Genomic DNA, 20,448 nt, shown 5'->3' with positions numbered 1-20,448 from the left:
CGGCGTCACCGCAGCCCGGCGGCTTCGGCCCGCCGCCGCGACAGGGCGTCGACCCCGGCGGCGAGGAGCAGCACGACGCCGGTCACAACGTACTTGACGCCGGCGCTGTACCCCATGAGCCCCATGCCGTTGTCGATCACCGCGACCACCGCGCCGCCGAGCACCGCGTCCAACACCCGCCCCTTGCCGCCGAACAGGCTGGTGCCGCCGATCACCGCGGCGCCCACGGCGTACAACAGCACGTTGCTGCCGCCGGTGTTGGAGTCGACCGAGTTGGCCCGCGAGGCGGCGACGATGCCGCCGATCGCGGCCATCGTGGAGCAGATCACGAACGCCGAGATGCGCACCCGGTCCACGTTGATCCCGGCCCGCCGGGCCGCCTCGCGGTTGCCGCCCACCGCGTACAGGCTCAGCCCGTACGGGGTGCGGCGCAGCACGAACGTGCCGACCAGGAGCAGGATCACCAGCACCGGTACCACGATCGGCACGCCCCGCAGCGAGGAGATCACCGTGTTGCGGCTGCGCTCCTGGTTGAGGACGTACACGGCGAGGCCGACCAGCACGGCGAGCATGCCGATCCGCAGGCCGGTGATCGCGATCGGCTCGGCGCTCAGCCCGCGGCGCGCCCGGCTGCGGTTGCGGCGCACGTGCACGACCCCGTATCCGGCGACCGCGGCGGCGGCCAGCAGCCAGCCGACGATCGGGGCGAGGTTGCGGTTGGAGATGGCCAGAATGGTCGAGTCGCGCACCGGCACGTTGGTGCCGCCCTTGACCAGCAGCAGCGACACGCCCTGGAAGGCCAGGAACGCGCCGAGGGTGACCACGAAGGAGGGGATGCCGACCTTGGCCACCAGCACACCCAGGACCAGGCCGATCACCATGCCCACGACCAGCGCGGCGAGTACGGCGGCATACCAGGGCCAGTCGTGTTCGGTGAGCAGCACGGCGAGCACCGCCGCGCACACCCCGCTGGCGAAGCCCGCGGACAGGTCGATCTCACCCAGGACCAGGACGAAGATCAGCCCCATCGCGATCACGGTGACCGCGGCGCCCTGGGTGAACAGGTTGGCGAAGTTGCCCGCGCTGAGGAACTTGGGGCGCATGATGGCGAAGACCGTGCACAGCACGACCAGGCCGAGCACCGCGGGCATCGCGCCGGTGTCGCCGCCGCGCAGCCGGGCGAGGTAGTCCTTGATGTGTGCGACCACCGGCGATTCGGGGGCACCGGTTCCGCTGCCGCCGTCGGCGAGAGGCAGGGCGCTGCTCGTCATCGGTTCACTCCGTTTCGACCGGCACCGGGACCGAATGCCTCGGTCTGTCCCGACGTGATGAGTTCGACGATCTGGGAATGGGTGATCTCACCCGCGTTGACCTGGGCGGCGGTACGGCCCAGGTAGAGCACCGCGATCCGGTCGGCGACCGCGAACACGTCGTTCATGTTGTGCGAGATGAGTACGACGGCCAGGCCGTTGTCGGCGAGCCGGCGGACCAGTTCGAGCACCTGCGCGGTCTGCGACACGCCCAGCGCGGCGGTGGGTTCGTCCAGCACCACGACCTTGCTGTTCCACAGCACCGCCTTGGCGATGGCCACGGTCTGGCGCTGGCCGCCGGAGAGGCTGGAGACGCGCTGGCGGATCGAGGAGACGGTGCGTACGGACAGGCCCGCCAGGGTCTCCTCGGCGATCTGCTCCATGCTGTCCTCGTCGAGCACCCAGCCGCGCCGGCGTTCCCGACCGAGGAACATGTTCTGCACGATGTCGAGGTTGTCGCACAGGGCGAGGTCCTGGTAGACGATCTCGACGCCCAGGTCGGACGCGTCGCGCGGGCTGTGCACGGTGACCGGCGCACCGTCGAAGAAGTATTCGCCGGAGTCGGCGGTGTGGATCCCGCCGATGCACTTGACCAGGGTCGACTTGCCCGCGCCGTTGTCGCCGACGAGCGCGGTCACCTGGCCCTCGTACACGGACAGGTCGACGTCGCGCAGTACGTGGACGGCGCCGAAGCTCTTGTTGACGCCGCGCAGTTCGAGCACGGGATTGGCCGCGGGCGGCGGGGCGGGGGTGGGGGACAGGGCCACGATGCGGGCTCCTCGCTTGGGGGCGGCAGGGGTGGGACGCGCCGACCGGAACCGACCCTCGTGGGTGTCGGTTCCGGCGCGATCGCGGGGCCCGTACGGTCAGTTGACGCCGAACTCGGTGCACTTGGCGGCGTAGGCGCCGGTGCACAGGGTGTCCTTGGTGACGTAGCCGTCGGCGACGACGTCCTTGACGTTCTCCTTGTAGATCGCCAGCGGCTCCAGGAGTACGGACGGCACGTCGCGCTTGCCCTCGGGGTCGCGCACGGTGGCGGGCACGCTGGGCTTTTGGCCCTTGGCCAGCGCCACGGCCAGACCGGAGACCGCGTCGGCCTCCTTCTTGATCGCCTTGTAGACGGTCATGCACTGGTCGCCGACCAGGATGTTCTGCAGCGCGGTGGTCTCCGCGTCCTGACCGGTGACCGGAACCCGACCGTTGAGCTTCTGCTTCTTCAGGATCGAGATCGCCGCGTTGCCCAGGCCGTCGTTCGCGGCCACCACGCCGGAGATGTTCGGCGACTGGGTGAGCATCTGCTCGAACATGTTGGCGCCCTCGGTGTTGTTCCAGTCCGGGACGGCCTGGTCCGGGCCCTTCACGTACTCGCCGGAGTCGAACTTCGGCTTGAGCACCCCGTCGTAGCCCTGCTTGAGCAGCGTCGCGTTGTTGTCCGTGGCCGAGCCGTTGAGCATCGCGATGGTGGGCTTTTGCGCGCCGGCGGCGGACAGGCACTTCTCGATGCCCTGGCCCATCAGCGTGCCGACCTTCACGTTGTCGAAGCTGACGTAGTACTGGGCGCTGCCGCCCAGGGTCAGCCGGTCGTAGTCGATGGTCGCCACACCCTGCGACTTCGCCTTGTCCAGTACGGCCTTTCCGGTGCCACTGTCCAGGTTGACGATGATCAGAACGGTGGCGCCGTTGGTGATCATCTGGTCGGCGAGGGTCTGGAACTGGGACTTGTCACCCTGGGCGTTCTGGATGTCGTAGTCGACGCCGGCGGCCTTGAACGCCTCGGTCAGGTACTTGCGGTCGTTGGTCTCCCAGCGACCCGAGGTCTTGCTGTCCGGGAGGATCACGCCGATCTTCGCCTTCTTGCCGTTGCCGCCGGCGGGACCGGACGCGCCGGTGGCACCGGTGGACCCGGATCCGGAACCGGAGGTGTCCGAGCAGGCGGACAGGGTGCCGGCGGCGACCAGCACACAGGCGGAGACGGACACGAGGAACCTCTTGCGCATGGTGGATCCCTTCGGGCACACGCCGGTGGGGCCGGCGGGGGACGTGATGGCGTCACGGAGTGGTGCGGCGTGCGGAGCTGTGCGCAGGGGTGAGCGGTCGACAGTATGCGGCGACCGCGCCGTAAATGTTGTGGGCGACAACGTAATAGCCACACGGGGTGTTCGCCAGACCTCACATGGGAGGAAATTAAGTTCCGAGCCACAACTTAGGGCGGCAACGGGCGCGTTCGTGGGCCCGGGCCTGGGCATTCGGCCGGGTGAGGCAACTTTTCGCGGCGTCGGCGGCGAGGCCGTGCGGGCGCGGCGATGTGGTGTGGGGCGGACCCGGGGCCGGCAGGACCGGTTGGTCGGTGGAGTCGGGGCCGCGGGGATCGCCCGGTCGGGCCGGGACTACCGTGCCCCGAGCGGTGGCGGCAGATGCCGAAGTGCCCGGCGCAGGGGGAGCGGGCGGGGACGGCGTCGTGCGAAGGACGACGCCGTCACGCCGAAAGGGGCCGCGACGAACTACCCGACCGGGATCGGCACGGGCCCGACGGTCGGCGTACGCAGGACGAACCGGCGGGTGTGCGGGGATCGTGCGGCGAACCGGCGACCGACGCGCGGGCCCGTCGCCTCGGCGGCCACCCGTCGCGGCGCCCCGCCCGGGTCCCGATCCGCGGAAGCGCGCCGCGACCACAACCGCCGAAGCCGACCGCGCACCGCCGCGCGGCGTGCGCGGGCTCGGGCCGGCGGCGCCGTGCGGTCGTCGTCCCGCCCGGCGGGGTCGAATCGGGCCGAGCGCCAGGGGTCGTCGGGCGCCCGCACCGGCACCTTGCGCTGCGCCTGGACCTGGATCTCCACGTAGGCGTCGTTCGCGGTTCCGTGCAGGGCTTCGTCATAGGCGGACATGGCGGCGCGAATGGCCGCGCCGCCGGTGCCCCTGCGGCGCACGCGGGCGGCGAGCCACAGACACACGCCCACCGCGGCGGCAAGGCTGCCGGCGACCATCGCGAATCCCACGAGCCCACCCATGCCACCGACCCTACGCCCGTACCGGGGACCGGGGTTCGGGTCGCCTTGAAATCGCGCGGAAAAGTTTGTGCGCGGGGTGTCGAGAGCCCGGGTTCGGCTCCGACTTCCCGGTGACGACAACGCAACGACCGCCCGAGGAGATCGCCATGACCGCCCAGACCGTCACCAGCCCCGCCGCCCACGACCGTTCGACCCCGATCCCGGCCTCGACCTCTGCCTCGACCTTCGTCTCGACCCGGCCGGTGTGGCTGGTCAGTGTGGCCGCAGGGGCGGTCGCGGCGGTCGCCACCGAGGTGTACGGGCTGGTCGCGCGCGGGCTCGGTACGCCGATGCGGGCCGGGAACGTCGGCGCGGCGACGGCGGAGCCGATCACCGTGGGGATGTTCGCCATGGGCGTGGCGGTGGCCATGAGCGTCGGCACGCTGCTCGCCGTGCTGATCGCGCGCCGGGCGGCCCGTCCGGCGCGGACGTACCTGCGCACCACCGTCGCCCTGACCGCGCTGTCCATGATCAGCCCGATCCTGGCCGGCGACACCGTGATCCCGACCAAGCTCGTGTTGTGCGGCGCCCACCTGGTGGCCGCGGCCGTGGTCGTCCCGACCGTCACCCGCCGCCTGGCGGACGCCGACCGCACCCCCCGAGCCTGAACCCGGTGGGCGCGGCGGCACCCGGCGCGGCCGTCAGTCCTCGAAGGAGGCGAGATACGTGGCGGCCATGTCCTTGTCGCCGTGGCCCTGTTCGGAGGCGCGGTGCAGGCGTTCGGCGCCGGCCGCGACGACGTCCACGCGGACGCCCGCGCGCTTCGCGGCCTGCACGACCAGCCGGGCGTCCTTCTCCGCGTTGTCCACGGTGAAGGACGGGGTGTACTCGTCGGCGAGGATGGCGGCGCCCTTCAGGTGGAAGTACGCGTTGTCCAGCGGACCGCCGGTGATCGCGTCGAAGACCAGCTTCGGGTCCACGTCCAGGCCCTTGGCCAGGGCCAGCGTCTCGCCCACGCCGTGGGTCAGCGCCAGGACCCAGGTGTTCAGGACGAGCTTGAGCCGGCTCGCGGCGCCCGAGGTGCCGTCCTCGCCCACCCACATGGTGCGCTGCCCGATCGTGTCGAACAGCGGCTGCACCCGGTCCCGAATCCCCGGCTCGCCCGCCGCGAGGATCACCAGCTTCCCCTGCTCGGCCGGTCCCCGGGTGCCCTGGACCGGGGCGTCCACCAGGAACAGGCCCCGGGCGCGGGCGAATTCGGCCAGCTCGTCGAACGCATCCACGCCGACCGTGCTGACCTGCACCCACGTCGTGCCCTTGCGCAGCCCCGGGACCGCCGCGCGCATCGCGTCGAGCACACGCGGGCCGTCGTTGAGCGCGGTGAGCACGAAGTCGGCGCCGGTGACCGCGTCGGCCGGGGTCTCGGCCGCGATCACCCCGTCGGCCACCAGCGCCGCCGCCTTCTCCGGACTGCGATTCCAGGCCCGGACGGCGAAGCCGGCGCGCGCGAGGTTGCGGGCGAGGGCGGCACCGATGATGCCGGTGCCCAGTACGGCGACGGTCGGACGGGTGTTCGTCATGAGTGCACTCCGCATGGGGTGGTTCGAAAATCTTCGTACCCAGGTACCGTAGACACCGACGGCACACGCCGGCAACCGGGATCGGATCGAGGAGTGGGATTCGGGATGCCTGTTCAGATGCCCCACCCGTCACTCGACGAGGTGGCGCTGAGCGCGGTCTTCGCCGCGTTGTCCGACGACCACCGGCGCGGCGTGGTGGTCACACTGGCCGCCGACCCGGATCGCGAACTGCCGTGCACGGCGCTGTCCGTACCCGGCTCGAAGTCCACCCGCTCGTATCACTGGAAGGTGCTTCGGGAAGCCGGCCTGATCGTCCAGCGCAACACCGGCACGGGCATGACGCTGCGTCTGCGCGCGGAAGAGTTCGACGCCCGCTTCCCGGGCCTTTTGACCAACCTCCTGCACCTCGAAGGCCGCACGCCCGCCGGCTCCGCGCCCGAGGACCCCGCGCCCGCCGGCTCCGCGGCCGAGGACCCCGCGCCTGCCGGCTCCGCCGAGCCACGCCCCCGGCCCTGATTCACGGCCGAGCCGCGGCCTCCGCGCCCCCGGCCCCTCGACACCGCCCCACCCGAGCCCACACGCCCGCACCACGCCGCCGGTTCGCCCGCCCGCTCCGTCGCCTTGATGCCCCACGCCCGCCCACTTCGTGCCCGGCCCCGCGTCCCGCGCCCTGTTCCGTCACGCCTCCGCGCCGGTGCGCCCACCCGCTCCGCATTCGCTCCCGCGCCCCGCGCCCGCCCGCTTCGCGCTCGCCTCTGCGCTGCGCGCCCTTCCGCTTTGTGTTGGGCCCCGTGACTCGCGCCCTGTTCCGTTGGCGTGTGGGTCCTCGGTATGGTCCGAATATGGGTGAATCGAGTGGTGTGGTCGGCGTGGTCGAGGTCGACGGGGTGCGGCTGGTCCACGAGCACTGGGGGGATCCCTCCGCTCCGCCGGTCGTGTTGTTGCACGCGCTCGGGGAGGACGCCGGGGACTGGGATCGCATAGCGCGCCGGCTGGCCGACACCTGGCGGGTGTACGTCGTGGAACTGCGCGGACACGGGCGCAGCGACTGGCCCGGCAGCTACTCGCTCGAACTCATGCGGGACGATCTCCTCGGCCTCCTGGATGCGCTGGACCTGGCCCGGGTGGACCTGATCGGGCATTCGATGGGCGGCATCGTGGCCTACCTCTTCGCCCAGGAACACCCGCACCGAGTAAGGCGATTGGTCCTGGAGGACGTCTCCGTACCGGTCCCGCGCGAGGCGGTCGCGCCGGTGCGGCCGGAGGGCGAACTCGGCTTCGACTGGGACATGGTGATCGCCATCCGCAAGCAGATCGACAGCCCCGACCCCGTCTGGTGGGACCGCCTCGGCCTGATCACCGCCCCCACCCTCGTCGTCGGCGGCGGATCGGGCAGCCACATCCCGCAGGAGCGCATCGCCGAATGGAGCCGCCGCCTCCCCGACGTGCGCGTCGTCACCATCCCGGTCGGCCACCTGGTGCACGCCGTCGAGCCGCACGCGTTCACCGAGGTGGTCCGGTCCTTCCTCACCGCCCCGGACGCCCGCCGCCCGGCGCCCTGAGCCCCGGAACGCGGGCCCGCGCTATGCCCACCGCAGCGGTTCGTCGGTCTCCAACACCGTCTTGAGGTTGGACAGGATCATCGGCCACCCCTCACGAATGCTCGCCAACATCTCCGACCCGGGCGCGAACCCGTCGTGCAGGACGCGCAGCGCGACCGCCTCGCCGACCGGCACCAGATCGAACGCGACCTTGGACACCGGCTCCAACCGACGCTCGGCCAACTGCTCCGCACTCCACCCGAACATCTCGGCGATCTCGGGCTCGTAGTTGTGCCAGGTGTACGCCAGCCGACGTGGCGGCTCGGCCGCGAGGACGACCTGACCGGCGTCTCGCGGGGCCATCCGGGGTGACATCGACCAGCGCACGGTCGAGCCGACGGCCCAGTCCGACTCCGGCCCGGAGCCGTCGAACCAGCGCTCGATCTCGGTCCGTTCGGTGAGTGCGCGCCACAACGCCTCGGGGGTGGCGCGGATGTAGATGACGTAGCTGAACTGCGTGTCGGACACGGAGCCTTCTCCCAGATGGGGCGGCATCGGTCGCGGACGTGACCGGATGCCCGGGGGATCGCCTGCGTTCCACTATCCGCCGGCGCCCCCCGCGACACCGGCACCCTGCTCCCGCGCCACGCCGAAGCACTCCGCCGAACCACCCGCAAGTGGTCCGATCGGCCGATCCGACCGCGCGGGGGACCGGTGCGCCGCAGGATGGAGGCGAGCGCGGTCACCGACTGCGACCGACGGGTGATGCGCCGCGGCGGAGCAGCGTCCAGTCTTCGGGGTATGCCCGCATTCTCACTGATTCGCAAACTGCTGCCACCGGCGCTCGCGCTGGTGTTGCCGATCGCGTCGGCCCTGCCCGCCGCCGCCTCGCCCCCGCCCGCGCGGACCGTGCTCGCCGCCGATCCCGTGCCGGGCGGAGCGCGCATCTCGTTGCCGCACCCGACCGGGCCCTACGGGGTCGGCCGGCAATCCCTGCACCTCGTCGACTCGAGTCGGACCGATCCGTGGGTGCCCGAGGCGGGCGCGCGTGAACTGATGGTCGGGATGTACTACCCCGCCCGCCGCGGGACCGGCACACCCGCGCGGTACGCCACGGTCGACGAGGCGCGGCTGATGTTGGCCGACATCGGGATGGGGGACGTGTTCCCCGCGGAGGTGTTGAGCACGACCGCCACCGACGTGCGGGCCGACGCCCGTCCCGCGCCCGGCCGGTATCCGCTGGTGGTGCTCTCCCCGGGATTCGGCTATTCCGTGTTCACCCTCACCGGCCTCGCCGAGGATCTGGCGAGTCGGGGTTACGTGGTGGCCGCGATCGACCACGCGTACGAGTCGGTGGGTACCGCGTTCCCCGGCGGCCGGATGCTTACCTGCGTGGCCTGTACGAAGGTGCGCAGCGAGGAGGACCTGGTCGCGGCCACCTCCGGTCGGGGGCGGGACATGTCGTTCGTGGTGGATCGCCTCACGGGGGCCGACCCGGCCTGGCGGTACGCCGACCTCATCGACCGGCACCGGATCGGCGCGGCCGGCCATTCGATCGGCGGCGCGGGCGCGGCGGCGGCGATGGCCGGCGACACCCGGATTCGGGCGGGGGCGAACATGGACGGCGCCTTCCACTCCGCCGTGCCCGAAACCGGCCTGGGCAACCGGCCGTTCCTGCTCTTCGGCACCGACGACGAGATCCATCGGCCGGGCGGCGACGACCCGAGCTGGGACCGGGCGTGGACCCGACTGGACGGCTGGAAGCGGTGGTTGACCGTGGCGAACGCCACCCACTTCAGCTTCAGCGACTTCCCGGTCCTCCTGGACCGACTCGGCCTGCCCGGCGGCGGATCGGCGACCACCCTGCCGGGGGCGCGGGGGCTGGACCTGACCCGTGCCTACCTCGGTGCCTTCGTCGACCGGCACCTGCGGCACCTGCCGCGACCGCTGCTCGACCGCCCGACGCCGGGGAACCCGGAGGTCCGGTTCAACAACCCCTGACCGGCGACCCGGCGGTCGACCCGCGACCCGCGATCCGTGAACGAGGAGGGCCCGGCGGCGTCGCGTGGTCGCCGCCGGGCTCGGGAGGCATCGACCGAAAGGGGGTCGATCGATGCCTGGCACGGGTTCTTCCTCGGATGGGATCCGGACGGATCCCTACGGGGTTCAGCCGGTGAAGCCCTTGAAGAGGTTGGTGAATTCGTAGGGCGACTGGCTGATGCTGCTGCACGTCGCGGAGACCCCGCCGCCCGGGCAGGAGCCGTTGTCGCGACCCACCGACCAGAACGCCAGTCGGGCGATGTGGTTGGTGTTGGCCCAGGAGACCAGCTTGGTCGCGTCCGACTGCACGAAGATCTTGCCGTTGAAGTTGCGGCCGATCATCGGGGTGACCGCGAGCATGCCCCGCAGTTCGGCGTCGGACTTGGCGGGCCAGATCTCCTTCATCTGACGCAGCGTCGATTCCGCGGCGGCGATCACCGCGTCGCCCCACACCGGGCGCGACGTGCCGAACTCCATCGCCATCGGGTTGACGATGTCGACCCGAACCCCGTTGTCCCGCGCGTTCTTCAGCAGGTCCACGCCCAGTGCCGGGGTCAGCCCGTAGTCGTCGCCCTGGACCATCAGCGTGAAGCTCACCGTGGTGGCCGGCCGATCCCGCTGCACCTTCGCCAGCGCCTTGTTCATCGTGTCGAGCGGGATGGACGCCTCGATGTCGATGTCGAGGTGCTTGGCGCCGAGCGTGTCGATCACCTTGGTGTACGCGGCGGCGAGCGCGTCGGCGCTGCCGCAGGACGCCTCCAGGTAGGGGCCGGCCGCGCCGCCGAAGGCGACCACGATGTCACCGCCCTGGGCCCGAAGCGCCGCGATCTGATTGACGATGCGCGGCTCGTCGAGGGCGATCGTGCCGCCCCACTTGGGGTCGCAGCCACTGTTGCTGCCCAGGACGAACGCGAGTGTGAACAGCTTCTGGCCGGTGGCCGCCGCCACGTCGGTCAGGGTGGGGGTGGGTGCGGTGATGTCGATGTACGGGACGCTGCGCACGGAGCCCGCGGGCGGATTGCCGCCGCCCGTCGTGGTGGTGGCGCTCAGCTCGGGGGTGAACGGGGACACGTTGCCCGACGCGTCCTTCGCCCGGACCTTGATCCGGTACGCGGTGTCCGGGGTCAGCCCGGTCAGCGTCGTGCCGGGATCGGCGGTGCCGGCGCGGGCGACGCCGTCGACGTACACGTCGTAGCCGGCGACTCGGTCGTTGTCGGTGGACGCGGTCCAGGCCAGGGTCAGTGACGTGGAACCGGCCGCGGACACCCGCAGGTTCGTCGGGGTGCTCGGCGGGGTGGTGTCCGGCGTGGCCGGTCCGGTGCACGGGTTGCCGTTGAGCTTGCAGCCGGCGGGAGCTCCGGGCCCGGCGCCGAGGAAGCCGAACGTGGTCGAGGCGCCCGGCGCGAGGGTGCCGTTGTACTCGCGGTTGGTGAACACGTAGTGGCCGCCGCTGCCGGAACCGCTCTGCAGCGCGTCCCAGTAGGAGCCGACCGTGGTGCCGGCGGGCAGGTCGAACTCGACCTTCCAACCGGTGAGCGTGGCGGTGCCCTGGTTGCGGACGGTGTACTGCCCGGTGAAGCCGGAGCCCCAGTCGGACGCCTTGGCGAAGGTCGCCTCGGGGGAGGCGGCGTGCGCGGCGCCGGCGGGCAGGACCACCAACGCGATGGGGGCGAGAACGGTGACGGCGACGGCGCGGGCGAGTGCGCGCAGCCGCCGCCCGGCCGGTCCGGTGCCTGTGGAACGTGCTCCGGGAGAAAGGGAGTTGCCGGGCCGAGGGGCGCCGGCCCGAAGGTCGCGGCGCGGGGAGGGGGACGGGGCGGGGAACTCAGGGTTCATCGAGCCGGCTCCTGGACACGTCTGGGACACGAGTCGGGGGACGAGGACGGTACGCGATCCGCCGTGCGTGCGCCGCCGGTTGGCGCACTCCACCGCTCGCGGCCGGGCGGTGTGCCGGATCGTACTGCGCTTCGAGATGTGTCTGGTGCAATGGTCTATACCAACCCGGGTCTCGTCCATAGGGTCTCGGGCACTTTTTCGGCGGGCCCGGCAAGTATTGGCAAGGCCGCCGCGGATCGCGGAAAATTTTTCCTCGGCACAATGACGACACATCTGACGCAGCGTCAGAAACAAGGTCGCGCAGGCCATCCCGACTTTTCGCGGGCTTTTGCAACGCCTCGGTTGGGGAGTAATGAACCCTGATCGGCACGATCGAATCGGAAAGACCCGCTCCGCGCTCTTGCGCGACCGGACGAGCACGACGAATCTGTGTAGCGCCGCAGTCATTGGTCTATACCTGTCCCGTCGGACCGCAGGCGGCGGCACCCGTACGCCGGAATACCGGGATCCGTCGCGGCCACCTCGGATCCCCGTCCCACCCGCGCCGACCGTCCCACCAGTGCCGACAGGTTCCAACCGCGCCGACCGTCCCACCCGCGTTCGAGGGCTCCCGTATGACGTCCATGCGGTCTTCGTGCGTCCCCCGCAAACGGCAACTCCCTTACCCGGAGGGCTTCATGAAGTCTCCCCGCAGGGTCGCGGCATTCGCCGCGGCCTGCTGCCTGGCACCCTTGACGATCGCCGCGCTGGCCACCGGAACCGCACAGGCGCACGGCACGCTCAGCAACCCGCTCAGCCGTACCGGCACGTGTCGCGCCGAGAACCCGGAGAACCCGACGTCCGCCGCGTGCAAGGCCGCGGTGGCGATCGGCGGCACACAGCCGGTGTACGACTGGAACGAGGTCAACCTCGCGGACGTCGCCGGTCGGCACCACCAGCTGATCCCCGACGGCAAGCTGTGCAGCGCCGGACGGGACAAGTACAAGGGATTCGACCAGGCACGCGCCGACTGGCCCGCGACCGCGGTCTCCCCCGGCAGCACCTTCAACTTCCTGTTCCGGGCCACCTCGCCGCACCGCGGCACGTTCCAGTTCTTCGTGACCCGCGACGGCTACGACCCCACCGTGCCGCTGCGTTGGTCCGACCTGGAGGCCACGCCGTTCTTGACCCAGACCGATCCGCCCCTGGACAACGGCTCGTTCGTGATGAACGGCCGGATGCCGCAAAACAAGTCCGGGCGCCACTTGGTCTACGTGATCTACCAACGCTCCGACAGCCCCGAGGCGTTCTACTCCTGCTCCGACGTGGTCTTCGGCGCCGCCGCCGCACCGGCCGCCGCCGAGCGGGTGACGGCGGCGACCGCGCCGCTCGCACACGAGACCGGCGCGCCGTACATCGAACCCGCCGGGCGCATCCACGAGGCCCCGGTCGCCGCCGCCGTGCCGGACCGAGGTCCGACGGGCGTGCCGCACCCGGCCACGGTCGGCGCGGCCGGCGCGGGTGCGTTGATCATCGTCGCCGGCGGCGCCGTCGTGCTGACCAACCGGCGCCGGGAGGCCCGCGCTCGGCGCTGAACGCGCGCCCGGCGCCCCACAGATGCCACCTCCGGTCCGGACGAAGTCGTCGGGCCCGACCAACCCGACGACCGCCGCCGGGCCGGAGGTGGGCCAAACCGCGCCGCCCCCCACGTCCCCCGGGGGCCGGCACCCCTCCTCGCACCGGCCCGGTCCCGGGGCCGGCCCCTCCGCACCACCCGACCCTCCCCCCGATCCGCCGGCGCGGCCGTCCCTTCCGCGCCGGCCCGTAACGCCCCGAGCGCGCGGCCCGTCCCGAGCGGGCCGACCCGTCCCGACCGCGCGACGCCCGACCGACCACCCGCCTCGACCGATCAGTCCCCCCGCGGCTCCACCCCTCCGCGCCGACCCCGCACCCACCGTCCCGCCCCGCAGTGCTCCGCACGTCCCTTTCTCGTCCTCAGAAAGCGGGAGTACCCATGCGACGACCAAGTCCGCTCCGCACCCTGGCGACCGTGGTGGCCACCGCCGCCGCGTCGCTGGGCCTCGTGCTGACCTCGGGCGGCGCCGCGAATGCCGCCGCGGAAACCACGTCGACCACCGCACAGGCGACCGCGGCGGCGCCCGCCACGGCCGGACAGGCAAACGCACAGGCCGCCACACCGCTGCCCACCCGCGTGTTCGCGCCGTACTTCGAGGCGTGGACGGGGGAGAACCCGGCGACGCTGGCCGCCCAGTCCGGCGCGAAGTACCTGACCATGGCCTTCATCCAGACCCCGAGCAAGGGCTCGTGTACGCCGTACTGGAACGGCGACACCGGAATGCCCATCGCCCAGTCCACGTTCGGCGCGGACATCGCCAGGATCCGCGCGGCCGGCGGCGACGTGATCCCGTCGTTCGGCGGCTACACCGCGGACAACACCGGCACCGAGATCGCCGACAGCTGCACCAACGTCAACTCCATCGCGACGGCGATGGAGAACGTGATCTCCACCTACGACATCAGCCGCATCTGCCTCGACATCGAGGACAACTCGCTGACCAACACGGCCGGCATCGACCGCCGCAACAAGGCGCTCAAGCAGGTCCAGGCGTGGGCGGCGAGCAACAACCGCTCGCTGCAGGTCCAGTACACCCTGCCGACCACGACCTCGGGCCTGGCCGACAGCGGCCTCGCGGTGCTGCGCAACGCGGTGAGCAACGGCACGAAGGTCGACGTCGTCAACATCATGACGTTCGACTACTACGACAACCAGCCGCACCAGATGGCCAACGACGCGAAGAGCGCCGCGACCGGCCTGAAGAACCAACTCGCCCAGCTGTACCCGAACAAGACCCAGGCCGAACTGTGGGCCATGGTCGGCGTCACCGTGATGCCCGGCGTGGACGACTTCGGCCCCGCCGAGACGTTCACCACCGCCGACGCGGTCACCGTCGTCGACTGGGCCAAGACGCAGGGCATCAGCACCCTGTCGATGTGGGCCCTCCAGCGCGACAACGGCTCGTGCCCGGGGGGCACGGCGCAGGACAACTGCTCCGGAATCCCGCAGGAGCAATGGCAGTTCACCCACACCTTCGCGCCGTTCACCGGCGGCGGACCGGTCACCAACGACTTCGCGCTCACCCTGAATCCGACCACCGGCTCGGTCGCGCTCGGCGGTACCACCTCGTCGACGATCAGCACCGCCGTCACCCAGGGCAGCGCGCAGAACGTCGCGCTCACCGTGACCGGCGCCCCCAGCGGGGTGAGCGCGTCCATCACGCCCGGTACGGTCACCGCGGGCGGATCCGCGACGCTGAACGTCAGCGCCTCCGCGACGGCGACCCCCGGCACCTACCCGCTCACCGTCACCGGGGTCGGCGCCTCCGCCACGCACAGCGCGACCTACTCGCTGAAGATCACCTCCGGGCCGGTCACCAACGACTTCACGCTGTCCGCCGGTCCCGCGTCGGGCAGTGTCACGCAGGGCGGCGGTACCTCGTCGACACTCACCACCGGGATCGCCGCCGGCGCGGCCGAAACCATCGCACTGACCGTGTCCGGCACCGGCAACGGCCTCACCGCCACGGTCACCCCGACCTCGGTCACCACGGGCGGATCCGCGACGCTGAACATCTCCACCACCGCGGCCCTTTCCCCCGGCACCTATCCGATCACCGTCACCGGCACCAGCCCGTCGGCCACGCACAGCACGGTGTACACACTCACCGTCAACGGCTCCTCCGGCGGCCTGCTCAACGCCGACCTGGAAAGCGGCTCGCTGGCTCCGTGGACCTGCCAGCCCGGCGGAGCGGTGGTCGCCACGCCCACGCACGGCGGCACGCACGCCCTGGAGGTGGCGGCCGGCGCGGCACAGACCGGGGAATGCCGGCAGACCCTGCAACTCGCCCCCAACTCGACCCACACCCTCACCGCTTGGGTTCGCGGCAACTACGCCTACCTGGGCGTGAGCGGGGGCGCGACGGCCAGCACCTGGTCCTCGCCCGGGACCACGTGGGCCAAGCTGACCGTGCCGTTCACGGTCGGCGCGTCCGGCAGCGTGACGGTCTACCTGCACGGCTGGTACGGGCAGGGCTCGGTCTACGGCGACGACTTCGCGATCAGCTGAGGCCATGGTGCCGGGACCGGTCCCGTGCCTCCCGCCGGACGCACGGGACCACCCCGACACCGCCGCGATCGCCCCCCGAAGCCCGGACGCCGGCTCGCGACCCCACCGCGAGCCGGCGCCCGGTTGCCCCATGCCGGACGCGAATCCCCCGCCGCGCCTGCCGACAGTGCTGCCGGCGCCGCCCGGCCCCGCCTGCCGCCCGCGCCGTCCGGTGCGCCCGAGCCGGCGGGGACGGCTCAGCGCCTTGCCGGGCCCGCCGGCCGCGCCGCGTCGCCTGCTTCGCCGGCTCGACATGTCGCGGCGCCGGCGCTACGACCACACCGCGATCCACACCACCGCCCCCGGCAACCGCTACTGGGGTACCGGCGGGGTGAACGTGAGCTGCATCGTGGCCATGGTGTGCGGGACGGTCACCCGGTCTGCCGACCGTCCATTCACCGCTGATCGACGGATGGGTGAGCGCCCGGACGATCGGCGCCGACCCGGGTCGGTTCCTGCCGATCGTGGTCTCCGGCGCGGTGTACTTCCCGCTCGCCCGGGTGCGGGTGCGGGCGGGCCGAGCGAACTCGGCGGCGGCGCCGGTCGGGCGGGGTGCGAACCCCGTCGGCCGGCCGTTGCGGCAGGTGGCACACGGTTTGGTTTGCCAGTTCGTGCCGTTGCCGCGCGATCCGCCCGGCAGTCGGCGCGGAACGGCCTAACCTGAACCGCTGATCGAGCGCCGGCCGCATCGTCCGAGAACCGCCAGGGGGCCGACATGGCACGCAACACCCACCCGCGACCAACCCGCCGCACCGGCGCCGGGAGGCGCCGATGACCGCGTCCACCCAGCTCCGCCCGGCGGTTCCGCTGCACCGCCTCGAGGTGCCCGCGCCGAGCGTCCTGCCGTTCGCCGTCGGCTCGTTCGACAGCATCGGCCCGCTGTCCCGGGCCGATTTCCCACACCGGCACACCTTCTACGAGATCGCCATCGTCACCGGCGGGCGCGGTACCCACGTATTGGATCTGGTGCCCCGGTCGGTGTCTCCGCCGCAGTTGTTCTTCATCGCCCCCGGCCAGGTGCACTTCTGGCATCGCATGCAGGATCTCACGGGCTGGGTCGTGCTGTTCAACGACGACTTCCTGTTCGCGCACCCCGAGGACCGGGACACCGTCCGCGACCTGTCCGGTTGTGCGCGGCTGCGGCCCACGCCGGAGGCGGCACCCGGACTACTGGGCGTGGTGGCCGAGTTGCGTCGCGAATACGCCGAACAGGGTGTGGGATTCATCCCGGTGCTCCAGGCGTATCTGCATGTGCTGATCCTGCGTGCGGCCCGACTGGCGGTGTGGGACGGCCCCGACTCCCGGCAGGACGCGAGGCGTTCGGATCCGGGACAACCCGATCCGGGGCCGACCGCGGCGCTCGCCCAGCGCTTCGCCCGGCTCCTGGACGGCCCGCCGGATCCGGATCCGGTCGAGCGTACGGTCGGTGCCTACGCCGACCGCCTCGGCGTCTCGGTGGGCCATCTCAACCACGCGGTGAAGACCGCCACCGGGCGCACCCCCGGCCGGATCATTCGCCAGGCGCAGGTGGTGGAGGCCAAACGGCTGCTCGCCGGCAGTGACCTGACAGTGCGTCAGGTCGCGGACAGGGTGGGTTTCGCGGACCCCGCGTACTTCTGCCGGTTCTTTCGTCGCGAGACCGGGAGCACCCCGGGGGAGTATCGCCGCGAGATCAACGCGAAGCACCACGAGAGCCGTGCTTTGTCCATCGACGCCCGCGACCGGCGAGCATAGGTTCAGACCAATCGCGAGCGGGCGGATCGATTCGTCGACGCTGCCCGCCCGTCCCCTCGCCGAGGAGGTCGCCATGGACCCCGAGATCACCGATCAGGACGAGCCCGCCGGGCGCGGCATCACCCGCAAGAATCTGCTCAAGGCGGCGCTGATCGCCGCTCCGCTGCCGCTGCTGATCGGCGGCGTGCCCGCGCTGGCCCGGGCGCAGCGCAGCAGCGGCGGCCCGTTGGCCCCGACGCCGTTCTGCCACGACGGCGACGCGCCCACCATCGACCAGACTGAAGGGCCGTACTTCAAGCCCAACTCCCCGGAGCGGTCGGTGCTCACCGGAGCCGGAACGCCACTGGTGGTGTCCGGCTACGTGTTCAACCGCGCGTGTCAGCCACTGGCCAACGTGCTGCTGGACTTCTGGCAGGCGGACACCAACGGCGAGTACGACAACGTCGGATACACCTTCCGCGGCCACCAGTTCACCAACGCGCAGGGTGCGTACAAGCTGACCACGGTGGTACCGGGCCTGTACCCGGGCCGCACTCGGCACCTGCACATGAAGGTCCAGGCGCCCAACCGCGGGATCCTGACCACGCAGACCTACTTCCCGGGTGAGCCGCGCAACAACACCGACACGATCTTCGACGCGCGGCTGTTGATGAACGTACGCAACGGCAACCCCGGCAAGGAGGCGACCTTCGACTTCGTCCTCAACATCGCCGGAGTCCCGCCGACGAGCCAGCCGCCGACCAGCCAGCCGCCCACGAGCGAGCCGCCGACCAACCCGCCCGGCGGTACCTGGCGGGCGGGCACCAACTACGCCGCCGGTGCCACGGTGTCCTATGGCGGCCAGAACTACCGCTGCCTCCAGGGGCATACGGCAATTTCGGGATGGGAGCCGCCGAACGTGCCGGCTCTGTGGCAGCGGATCTGATCGACATCGCCGGGGGAGGCGAGTCGATCACGGGCCCCGGCGGTGCCACCCGCCGGGGCCCGGTGTTCGTGGGCGCCGTCGTCGGGCACGACCGCGCGATTCGTGGGGCCCGCGTGGTCGGTGGGAACGGCCGGGCCGGTTGGCCCGGTCGGGCCGGTTCGATCGGGGTGGACTCCTTGGGGCGTGCGCGACCGTTCAGCCCGCGATGGTGAGTTGCATCAGGGCCTTGGCGGTGTGCATGCGGTTTTCCGACTGGTCGAACACCCGACCGCGCGGGCCCTCGAAGACCTCGTCCGCCATCTCGCGGAGGTCGGGACGGGCCCGCGCGGTCTCGGTCTCCAGGTCGTGGAAGGCGGGCAGGCAGCGCAGGTGGACGGTGTCGGCGCGGCCGGTGCGGGCCATCAGCTCGGGTGTGACCTTCAGGTCGCGCAGCAGCTCGATACGACGGTCGGTCTCCTCCTCGCCCATGGACACCCATACGTCGCCCAACATCGCGGCCGAGCCGGCCGGCGCCTCCGCCGGCGCCGCGGTGACGGTGATCGCGGCCCGCGACGACCCGGCCCCGGCGAGCAGTTCGGCGATCGACGCGGGATCCGGATGCAGCGGCTCCGGGGCCAGGACACGCAGGTCGAGCCCGAGCTCGACGGCGGCGACGGCCAGGGTCCGGGCCACGTTGTTGCGGCCGTCGCCGACGTATGTGACGGGTAGGTCTCCGGATGCGCACCGGACCGCGTCGCCGCGACGACGAACGAGACCCGGGTACGGCACGAGGGCTTGAGAAGGATCAACGCGATATCGCGCCCCGCCGGTACCGGCACCCGCTCCCTGCACGATCGAGGCCGAGAACAGCGGCCCATTCTTCTCTTCGGGACACGCCACTCGGAGCGTGGCGCGAAATCCCGGTGGAGGCGCCGTGCTCGGAACTGGTAGCTTCGCTCCCGTGTGCAACCCCGAGTCGGACAGACGACGGCCGCCGGTGAGCCGGTGGCCGATCCCCTGTCGCTGAGCTGAAGCCGCGTGGCCGCAATGGCCGCGGGCGTCCTCGGACATGGCCGCCACCGGAGTCGCCGGTGTCGAGCCGTGAGTTAATCCATCGGACGTCCATGGGGTTTCGTCATGCCATTCGCCGTATATGTGCTCGGGCTCGCGGTTTTTGCCCAGGGCACCTCGGAGTTCATGCTCTCCGGCCTGCTCTCGGGCATCGCCGACGATCTGCACGTGTCCATTCCCACCGCCGGACTGCTGACCTCGGCATTCGCCGTCGGGATGGTGGTGGGCGCGCCCGCGATGGCGCTGGTCGGTCGCCGGCAACCACGCCGCCGCGCACTGCTGTTCTTCCTGTGCCTGTTCATCGCCGCGCACGTGGTGGGCGCGCTCACCCCGAACTACCCGGTCCTGCTGGCCACCCGCGTAGTCGGCGCACTGGCCAACGCCGGCTTCTGGGCGGTCGCCCTGGTGACCGCGATCGACCTGGTCCGACCCGAACAGCGGGCCCGCGCCACCTCGGTGGTGGTCGGCGGCGTCACCGTCGCCTGCGTGGTCGGCGTACCGGCCGGCGCGCTCCTGGGTGACCGGTGGGGCTGGCGCGCGGCGTTCTGGGCGGTGGCCCTGGTGTCGCTGCCGGCCGTACTCGCCATCGCCCGAACCATCCCCGACCACGCGCCACCGGCGCAGCCGGCCCCGTCGGCCGACACCCGTCGGGAACTTCGTGCCCTGCTCACCCGGCCGCTGCTGCTGACGCTGTCGGTGATGGCCCTCGTCCAGGGCGCCACCTTCTGCGCGTTCTCCTACTTCGAGCCGGTGATCACCGAGGTCACCGGCCTGGGCGACGGCTGGGTCCCGATCGCCCTCGCCCTGTTCGGAGTCGGCTCGTTCGTCGGCGTCACCATCGCGGGCCGGATCGTCGACCGGCATCCGACCCGGGTGATCGGGTGGGGGATGGTGGCCTCGGCCGTCGGCTGGGCCCTGTTCGCGTACACGGCGGGCACCCCGTGGGCGGCAATCACCCTGGTCGCGATCCAGGGCATGCTCGCCTTCGCAACCGGAACGGCCTTGATCGCCCGCGTACTTCGCCTCTCCCAGGACACCTCCGGCCTATCCGGCGCCCTGGCCACCTCCGCCTTCAACATCGGCGGCACCCTGGGCCCCTGGCTCGGCGGCCTGACCATCAACGCCGACCTCGGCTACCGAGCCCCCCTCGCAACCAGCGCAGCCCTGACACTCCTGGCCCTGACAGTGGCGGCAACAACCCGCCACCGTCACCACGAACCCGACCCCCAGCGAGTCCCCAAGCCCACCGAACACATCTGACCAAAGCCCCCGGCCGCCGGCCC

The 20,448-nt window shown here is 71.7% G+C and carries 18 protein-coding genes; 10 read left to right on the top strand and 8 right to left on the bottom strand.

Translation table 11 applies throughout. The features are described from left to right. Window positions 1–5: 5 nt before the first annotated feature. From B4N89_RS32250 to B4N89_RS50860, 4 genes are all read right to left on the bottom strand, one after another. Window positions 6–1,271, bottom strand: a complete 1,266-nt coding sequence (locus B4N89_RS32250) for a sugar ABC transporter permease (protein ID WP_078980014.1) — start codon at window positions 1,269–1,271, stop codon at window positions 6–8. Further along, complete coding sequence (locus B4N89_RS32245; protein ID WP_235619037.1) at window positions 1,268–2,077, bottom strand: ATP-binding cassette domain-containing protein; 810 nt, start codon at window positions 2,075–2,077, stop codon at window positions 1,268–1,270. The genes B4N89_RS32250 and B4N89_RS32245 overlap by 4 nt, the downstream gene beginning before the upstream one ends. 99 nt (window positions 2,078–2,176) lie before the next feature. Then, window positions 2,177–3,307, bottom strand: coding sequence for a sugar ABC transporter substrate-binding protein (locus B4N89_RS32240; RefSeq protein WP_078980013.1), 1,131 nt, complete (start codon window positions 3,305–3,307; stop codon window positions 2,177–2,179). A gap of 504 nt (window positions 3,308–3,811) precedes the next feature. Then, window positions 3,812–4,318 (bottom strand): hypothetical protein, encoded by a 507-nt coding sequence (locus tag B4N89_RS50860; RefSeq protein WP_201261043.1) that lies wholly within the window; start codon window positions 4,316–4,318, stop codon window positions 3,812–3,814. Between the two features lie 146 nt (window positions 4,319–4,464). Between B4N89_RS50860 and B4N89_RS32230 the strand changes: the two genes are divergently transcribed. Continuing rightward, the gene (locus B4N89_RS32230; protein WP_078980012.1) at window positions 4,465–4,965 is read left to right on the top strand and encodes a DUF6069 family protein; all 501 of its coding nucleotides are present in this window, start codon (window positions 4,465–4,467) and stop codon (window positions 4,963–4,965) included. Between the two features lie 33 nt (window positions 4,966–4,998). On the opposite strand, the gene B4N89_RS32225 is transcribed toward B4N89_RS32230, so the two are convergent. Beyond that, on the bottom strand, window positions 4,999–5,877 hold the full coding sequence (locus tag B4N89_RS32225) for an NAD(P)-dependent oxidoreductase (RefSeq protein WP_078980011.1): 879 nt from the start codon (window positions 5,875–5,877) through the stop codon (window positions 4,999–5,001). 105 nt (window positions 5,878–5,982) lie between these two features. On the opposite strand from B4N89_RS32225, the gene B4N89_RS32220 reads away from it, so the two are divergent. Both B4N89_RS32220 and B4N89_RS32215 read left to right on the top strand, forming a co-directional pair. Next, window positions 5,983–6,393, top strand: a complete 411-nt coding sequence (locus tag B4N89_RS32220; protein WP_107504192.1) for an ArsR/SmtB family transcription factor — start codon at window positions 5,983–5,985, stop codon at window positions 6,391–6,393. Between the two features lie 326 nt (window positions 6,394–6,719). Beyond that, window positions 6,720–7,439, top strand: coding sequence for an alpha/beta fold hydrolase (locus B4N89_RS32215; protein ID WP_078980010.1), 720 nt, complete (start codon window positions 6,720–6,722; stop codon window positions 7,437–7,439). A 21-nt stretch (window positions 7,440–7,460) separates the two neighbouring features. On the opposite strand, the gene B4N89_RS32210 is transcribed toward B4N89_RS32215, so the two are convergent. Continuing rightward, window positions 7,461–7,946, bottom strand: coding sequence for an SRPBCC family protein (locus tag B4N89_RS32210; RefSeq protein WP_078980009.1), 486 nt, complete (start codon window positions 7,944–7,946; stop codon window positions 7,461–7,463). Window positions 7,947–8,219: 273 nt separating this feature from the next. Here B4N89_RS32210 and B4N89_RS32205 point away from each other — a divergent pair, with 273 nt between their 5' ends. Next, on the top strand, window positions 8,220–9,419 hold the full coding sequence (locus B4N89_RS32205; protein WP_101897397.1) for an alpha/beta hydrolase family protein: 1,200 nt from the start codon (window positions 8,220–8,222) through the stop codon (window positions 9,417–9,419). 165 nt (window positions 9,420–9,584) lie between these two features. On the opposite strand, the gene B4N89_RS32200 is transcribed toward B4N89_RS32205, so the two are convergent. Further along, complete coding sequence (locus B4N89_RS32200; RefSeq protein WP_078980008.1) at window positions 9,585–11,294, bottom strand: cellulose binding domain-containing protein; 1,710 nt, start codon at window positions 11,292–11,294, stop codon at window positions 9,585–9,587. Between the two features lie 677 nt (window positions 11,295–11,971). On the opposite strand from B4N89_RS32200, the gene B4N89_RS32195 reads away from it, so the two are divergent. From B4N89_RS32195 to B4N89_RS32175, 5 genes are all read left to right on the top strand, one after another. Then, window positions 11,972–12,868, top strand: coding sequence for a lytic polysaccharide monooxygenase auxiliary activity family 9 protein (locus tag B4N89_RS32195; RefSeq protein ID WP_078980007.1), 897 nt, complete (start codon window positions 11,972–11,974; stop codon window positions 12,866–12,868). Window positions 12,869–13,287: 419 nt separating this feature from the next. Continuing rightward, window positions 13,288–15,417 carry a glycosyl hydrolase family 18 protein gene (locus tag B4N89_RS32190; RefSeq protein WP_078980006.1) on the top strand — a complete coding sequence of 710 codons (2,130 nt, stop codon included), beginning with the start codon at window positions 13,288–13,290 and terminating at the stop codon, window positions 15,415–15,417. A gap of 455 nt (window positions 15,418–15,872) precedes the next feature. Beyond that, on the top strand, window positions 15,873–16,115 hold the full coding sequence (locus tag B4N89_RS32185) for a hypothetical protein (protein WP_078980005.1): 243 nt from the start codon (window positions 15,873–15,875) through the stop codon (window positions 16,113–16,115). A 112-nt stretch (window positions 16,116–16,227) separates the two neighbouring features. Next, window positions 16,228–17,190 carry an AraC family transcriptional regulator gene (locus tag B4N89_RS32180; protein ID WP_201261042.1) on the top strand — a complete coding sequence of 321 codons (963 nt, stop codon included), beginning with the start codon at window positions 16,228–16,230 and terminating at the stop codon, window positions 17,188–17,190. Between the two features lie 73 nt (window positions 17,191–17,263). Further along, a complete protein-coding gene (locus B4N89_RS32175; RefSeq protein WP_078980004.1) occupies window positions 17,264–18,115 on the top strand; it encodes a carbohydrate-binding protein in 852 nt (283 codons plus the stop codon). A gap of 195 nt (window positions 18,116–18,310) precedes the next feature. Here B4N89_RS32175 and B4N89_RS52730 read toward each other — a convergent pair whose 3' ends face one another. After that, window positions 18,311–19,165 (bottom strand): hypothetical protein, encoded by an 855-nt coding sequence (locus B4N89_RS52730; protein ID WP_078980002.1) that lies wholly within the window; start codon window positions 19,163–19,165, stop codon window positions 18,311–18,313. A gap of 66 nt (window positions 19,166–19,231) precedes the next feature. On the opposite strand from B4N89_RS52730, the gene B4N89_RS32160 reads away from it, so the two are divergent. After that, on the top strand, window positions 19,232–20,425 hold the full coding sequence (locus B4N89_RS32160; protein WP_078980001.1) for a Cmx/CmrA family chloramphenicol efflux MFS transporter: 1,194 nt from the start codon (window positions 19,232–19,234) through the stop codon (window positions 20,423–20,425). Window positions 20,426–20,448 lie beyond the last annotated feature (23 nt).

Origin of the sequence: Embleya scabrispora, from assembly GCF_002024165.1 — a bacterium.
Taxonomy (GTDB): domain Bacteria; phylum Actinomycetota; class Actinomycetes; order Streptomycetales; family Streptomycetaceae; genus Embleya; species Embleya scabrispora_A.
The sequence above is the reverse complement of the archived record's forward strand: the minus strand, read 5'-3'. Positions and strand labels throughout refer to the sequence as shown.

Coding starts and splice junctions, on each gene's coding strand:
- B4N89_RS32250 (WP_078980014.1), bottom strand. CDS start 1,271: ATGACGAGCAGCGCCCTGCCTCTCGCCGACGGCGGCAGCGGAACCGGT.
- B4N89_RS32240 (WP_078980013.1), bottom strand. CDS start 3,307: ATGCGCAAGAGGTTCCTCGTGTCCGTCTCCGCCTGTGTGCTGGTCGCC.
- B4N89_RS50860 (WP_201261043.1), bottom strand. CDS start 4,318: ATGGGTGGGCTCGTGGGATTCGCGATGGTCGCCGGCAGCCTTGCCGCC.
- B4N89_RS32230 (WP_078980012.1), top strand. CDS start 4,465: ATGACCGCCCAGACCGTCACCAGCCCCGCCGCCCACGACCGTTCGACC.
- B4N89_RS32225 (WP_078980011.1), bottom strand. CDS start 5,877: ATGACGAACACCCGTCCGACCGTCGCCGTACTGGGCACCGGCATCATC.
- B4N89_RS32220 (WP_107504192.1), top strand. CDS start 5,983: ATGCCTGTTCAGATGCCCCACCCGTCACTCGACGAGGTGGCGCTGAGC.
- B4N89_RS32215 (WP_078980010.1), top strand. CDS start 6,720: ATGGGTGAATCGAGTGGTGTGGTCGGCGTGGTCGAGGTCGACGGGGTG.
- B4N89_RS32205 (WP_101897397.1), top strand. CDS start 8,220: ATGCCCGCATTCTCACTGATTCGCAAACTGCTGCCACCGGCGCTCGCG.
- B4N89_RS32200 (WP_078980008.1), bottom strand. CDS start 11,294: ATGAACCCTGAGTTCCCCGCCCCGTCCCCCTCCCCGCGCCGCGACCTT.
- B4N89_RS32195 (WP_078980007.1), top strand. CDS start 11,972: ATGAAGTCTCCCCGCAGGGTCGCGGCATTCGCCGCGGCCTGCTGCCTG.
- B4N89_RS32190 (WP_078980006.1), top strand. CDS start 13,288: ATGCGACGACCAAGTCCGCTCCGCACCCTGGCGACCGTGGTGGCCACC.
- B4N89_RS32180 (WP_201261042.1), top strand. CDS start 16,228: ATGACCGCGTCCACCCAGCTCCGCCCGGCGGTTCCGCTGCACCGCCTC.
- B4N89_RS32175 (WP_078980004.1), top strand. CDS start 17,264: ATGGACCCCGAGATCACCGATCAGGACGAGCCCGCCGGGCGCGGCATC.
- B4N89_RS52730 (WP_078980002.1), bottom strand. CDS start 19,165: ATGTCCGAGGACGCCCGCGGCCATTGCGGCCACGCGGCTTCAGCTCAG.
- B4N89_RS32160 (WP_078980001.1), top strand. CDS start 19,232: ATGCCATTCGCCGTATATGTGCTCGGGCTCGCGGTTTTTGCCCAGGGC.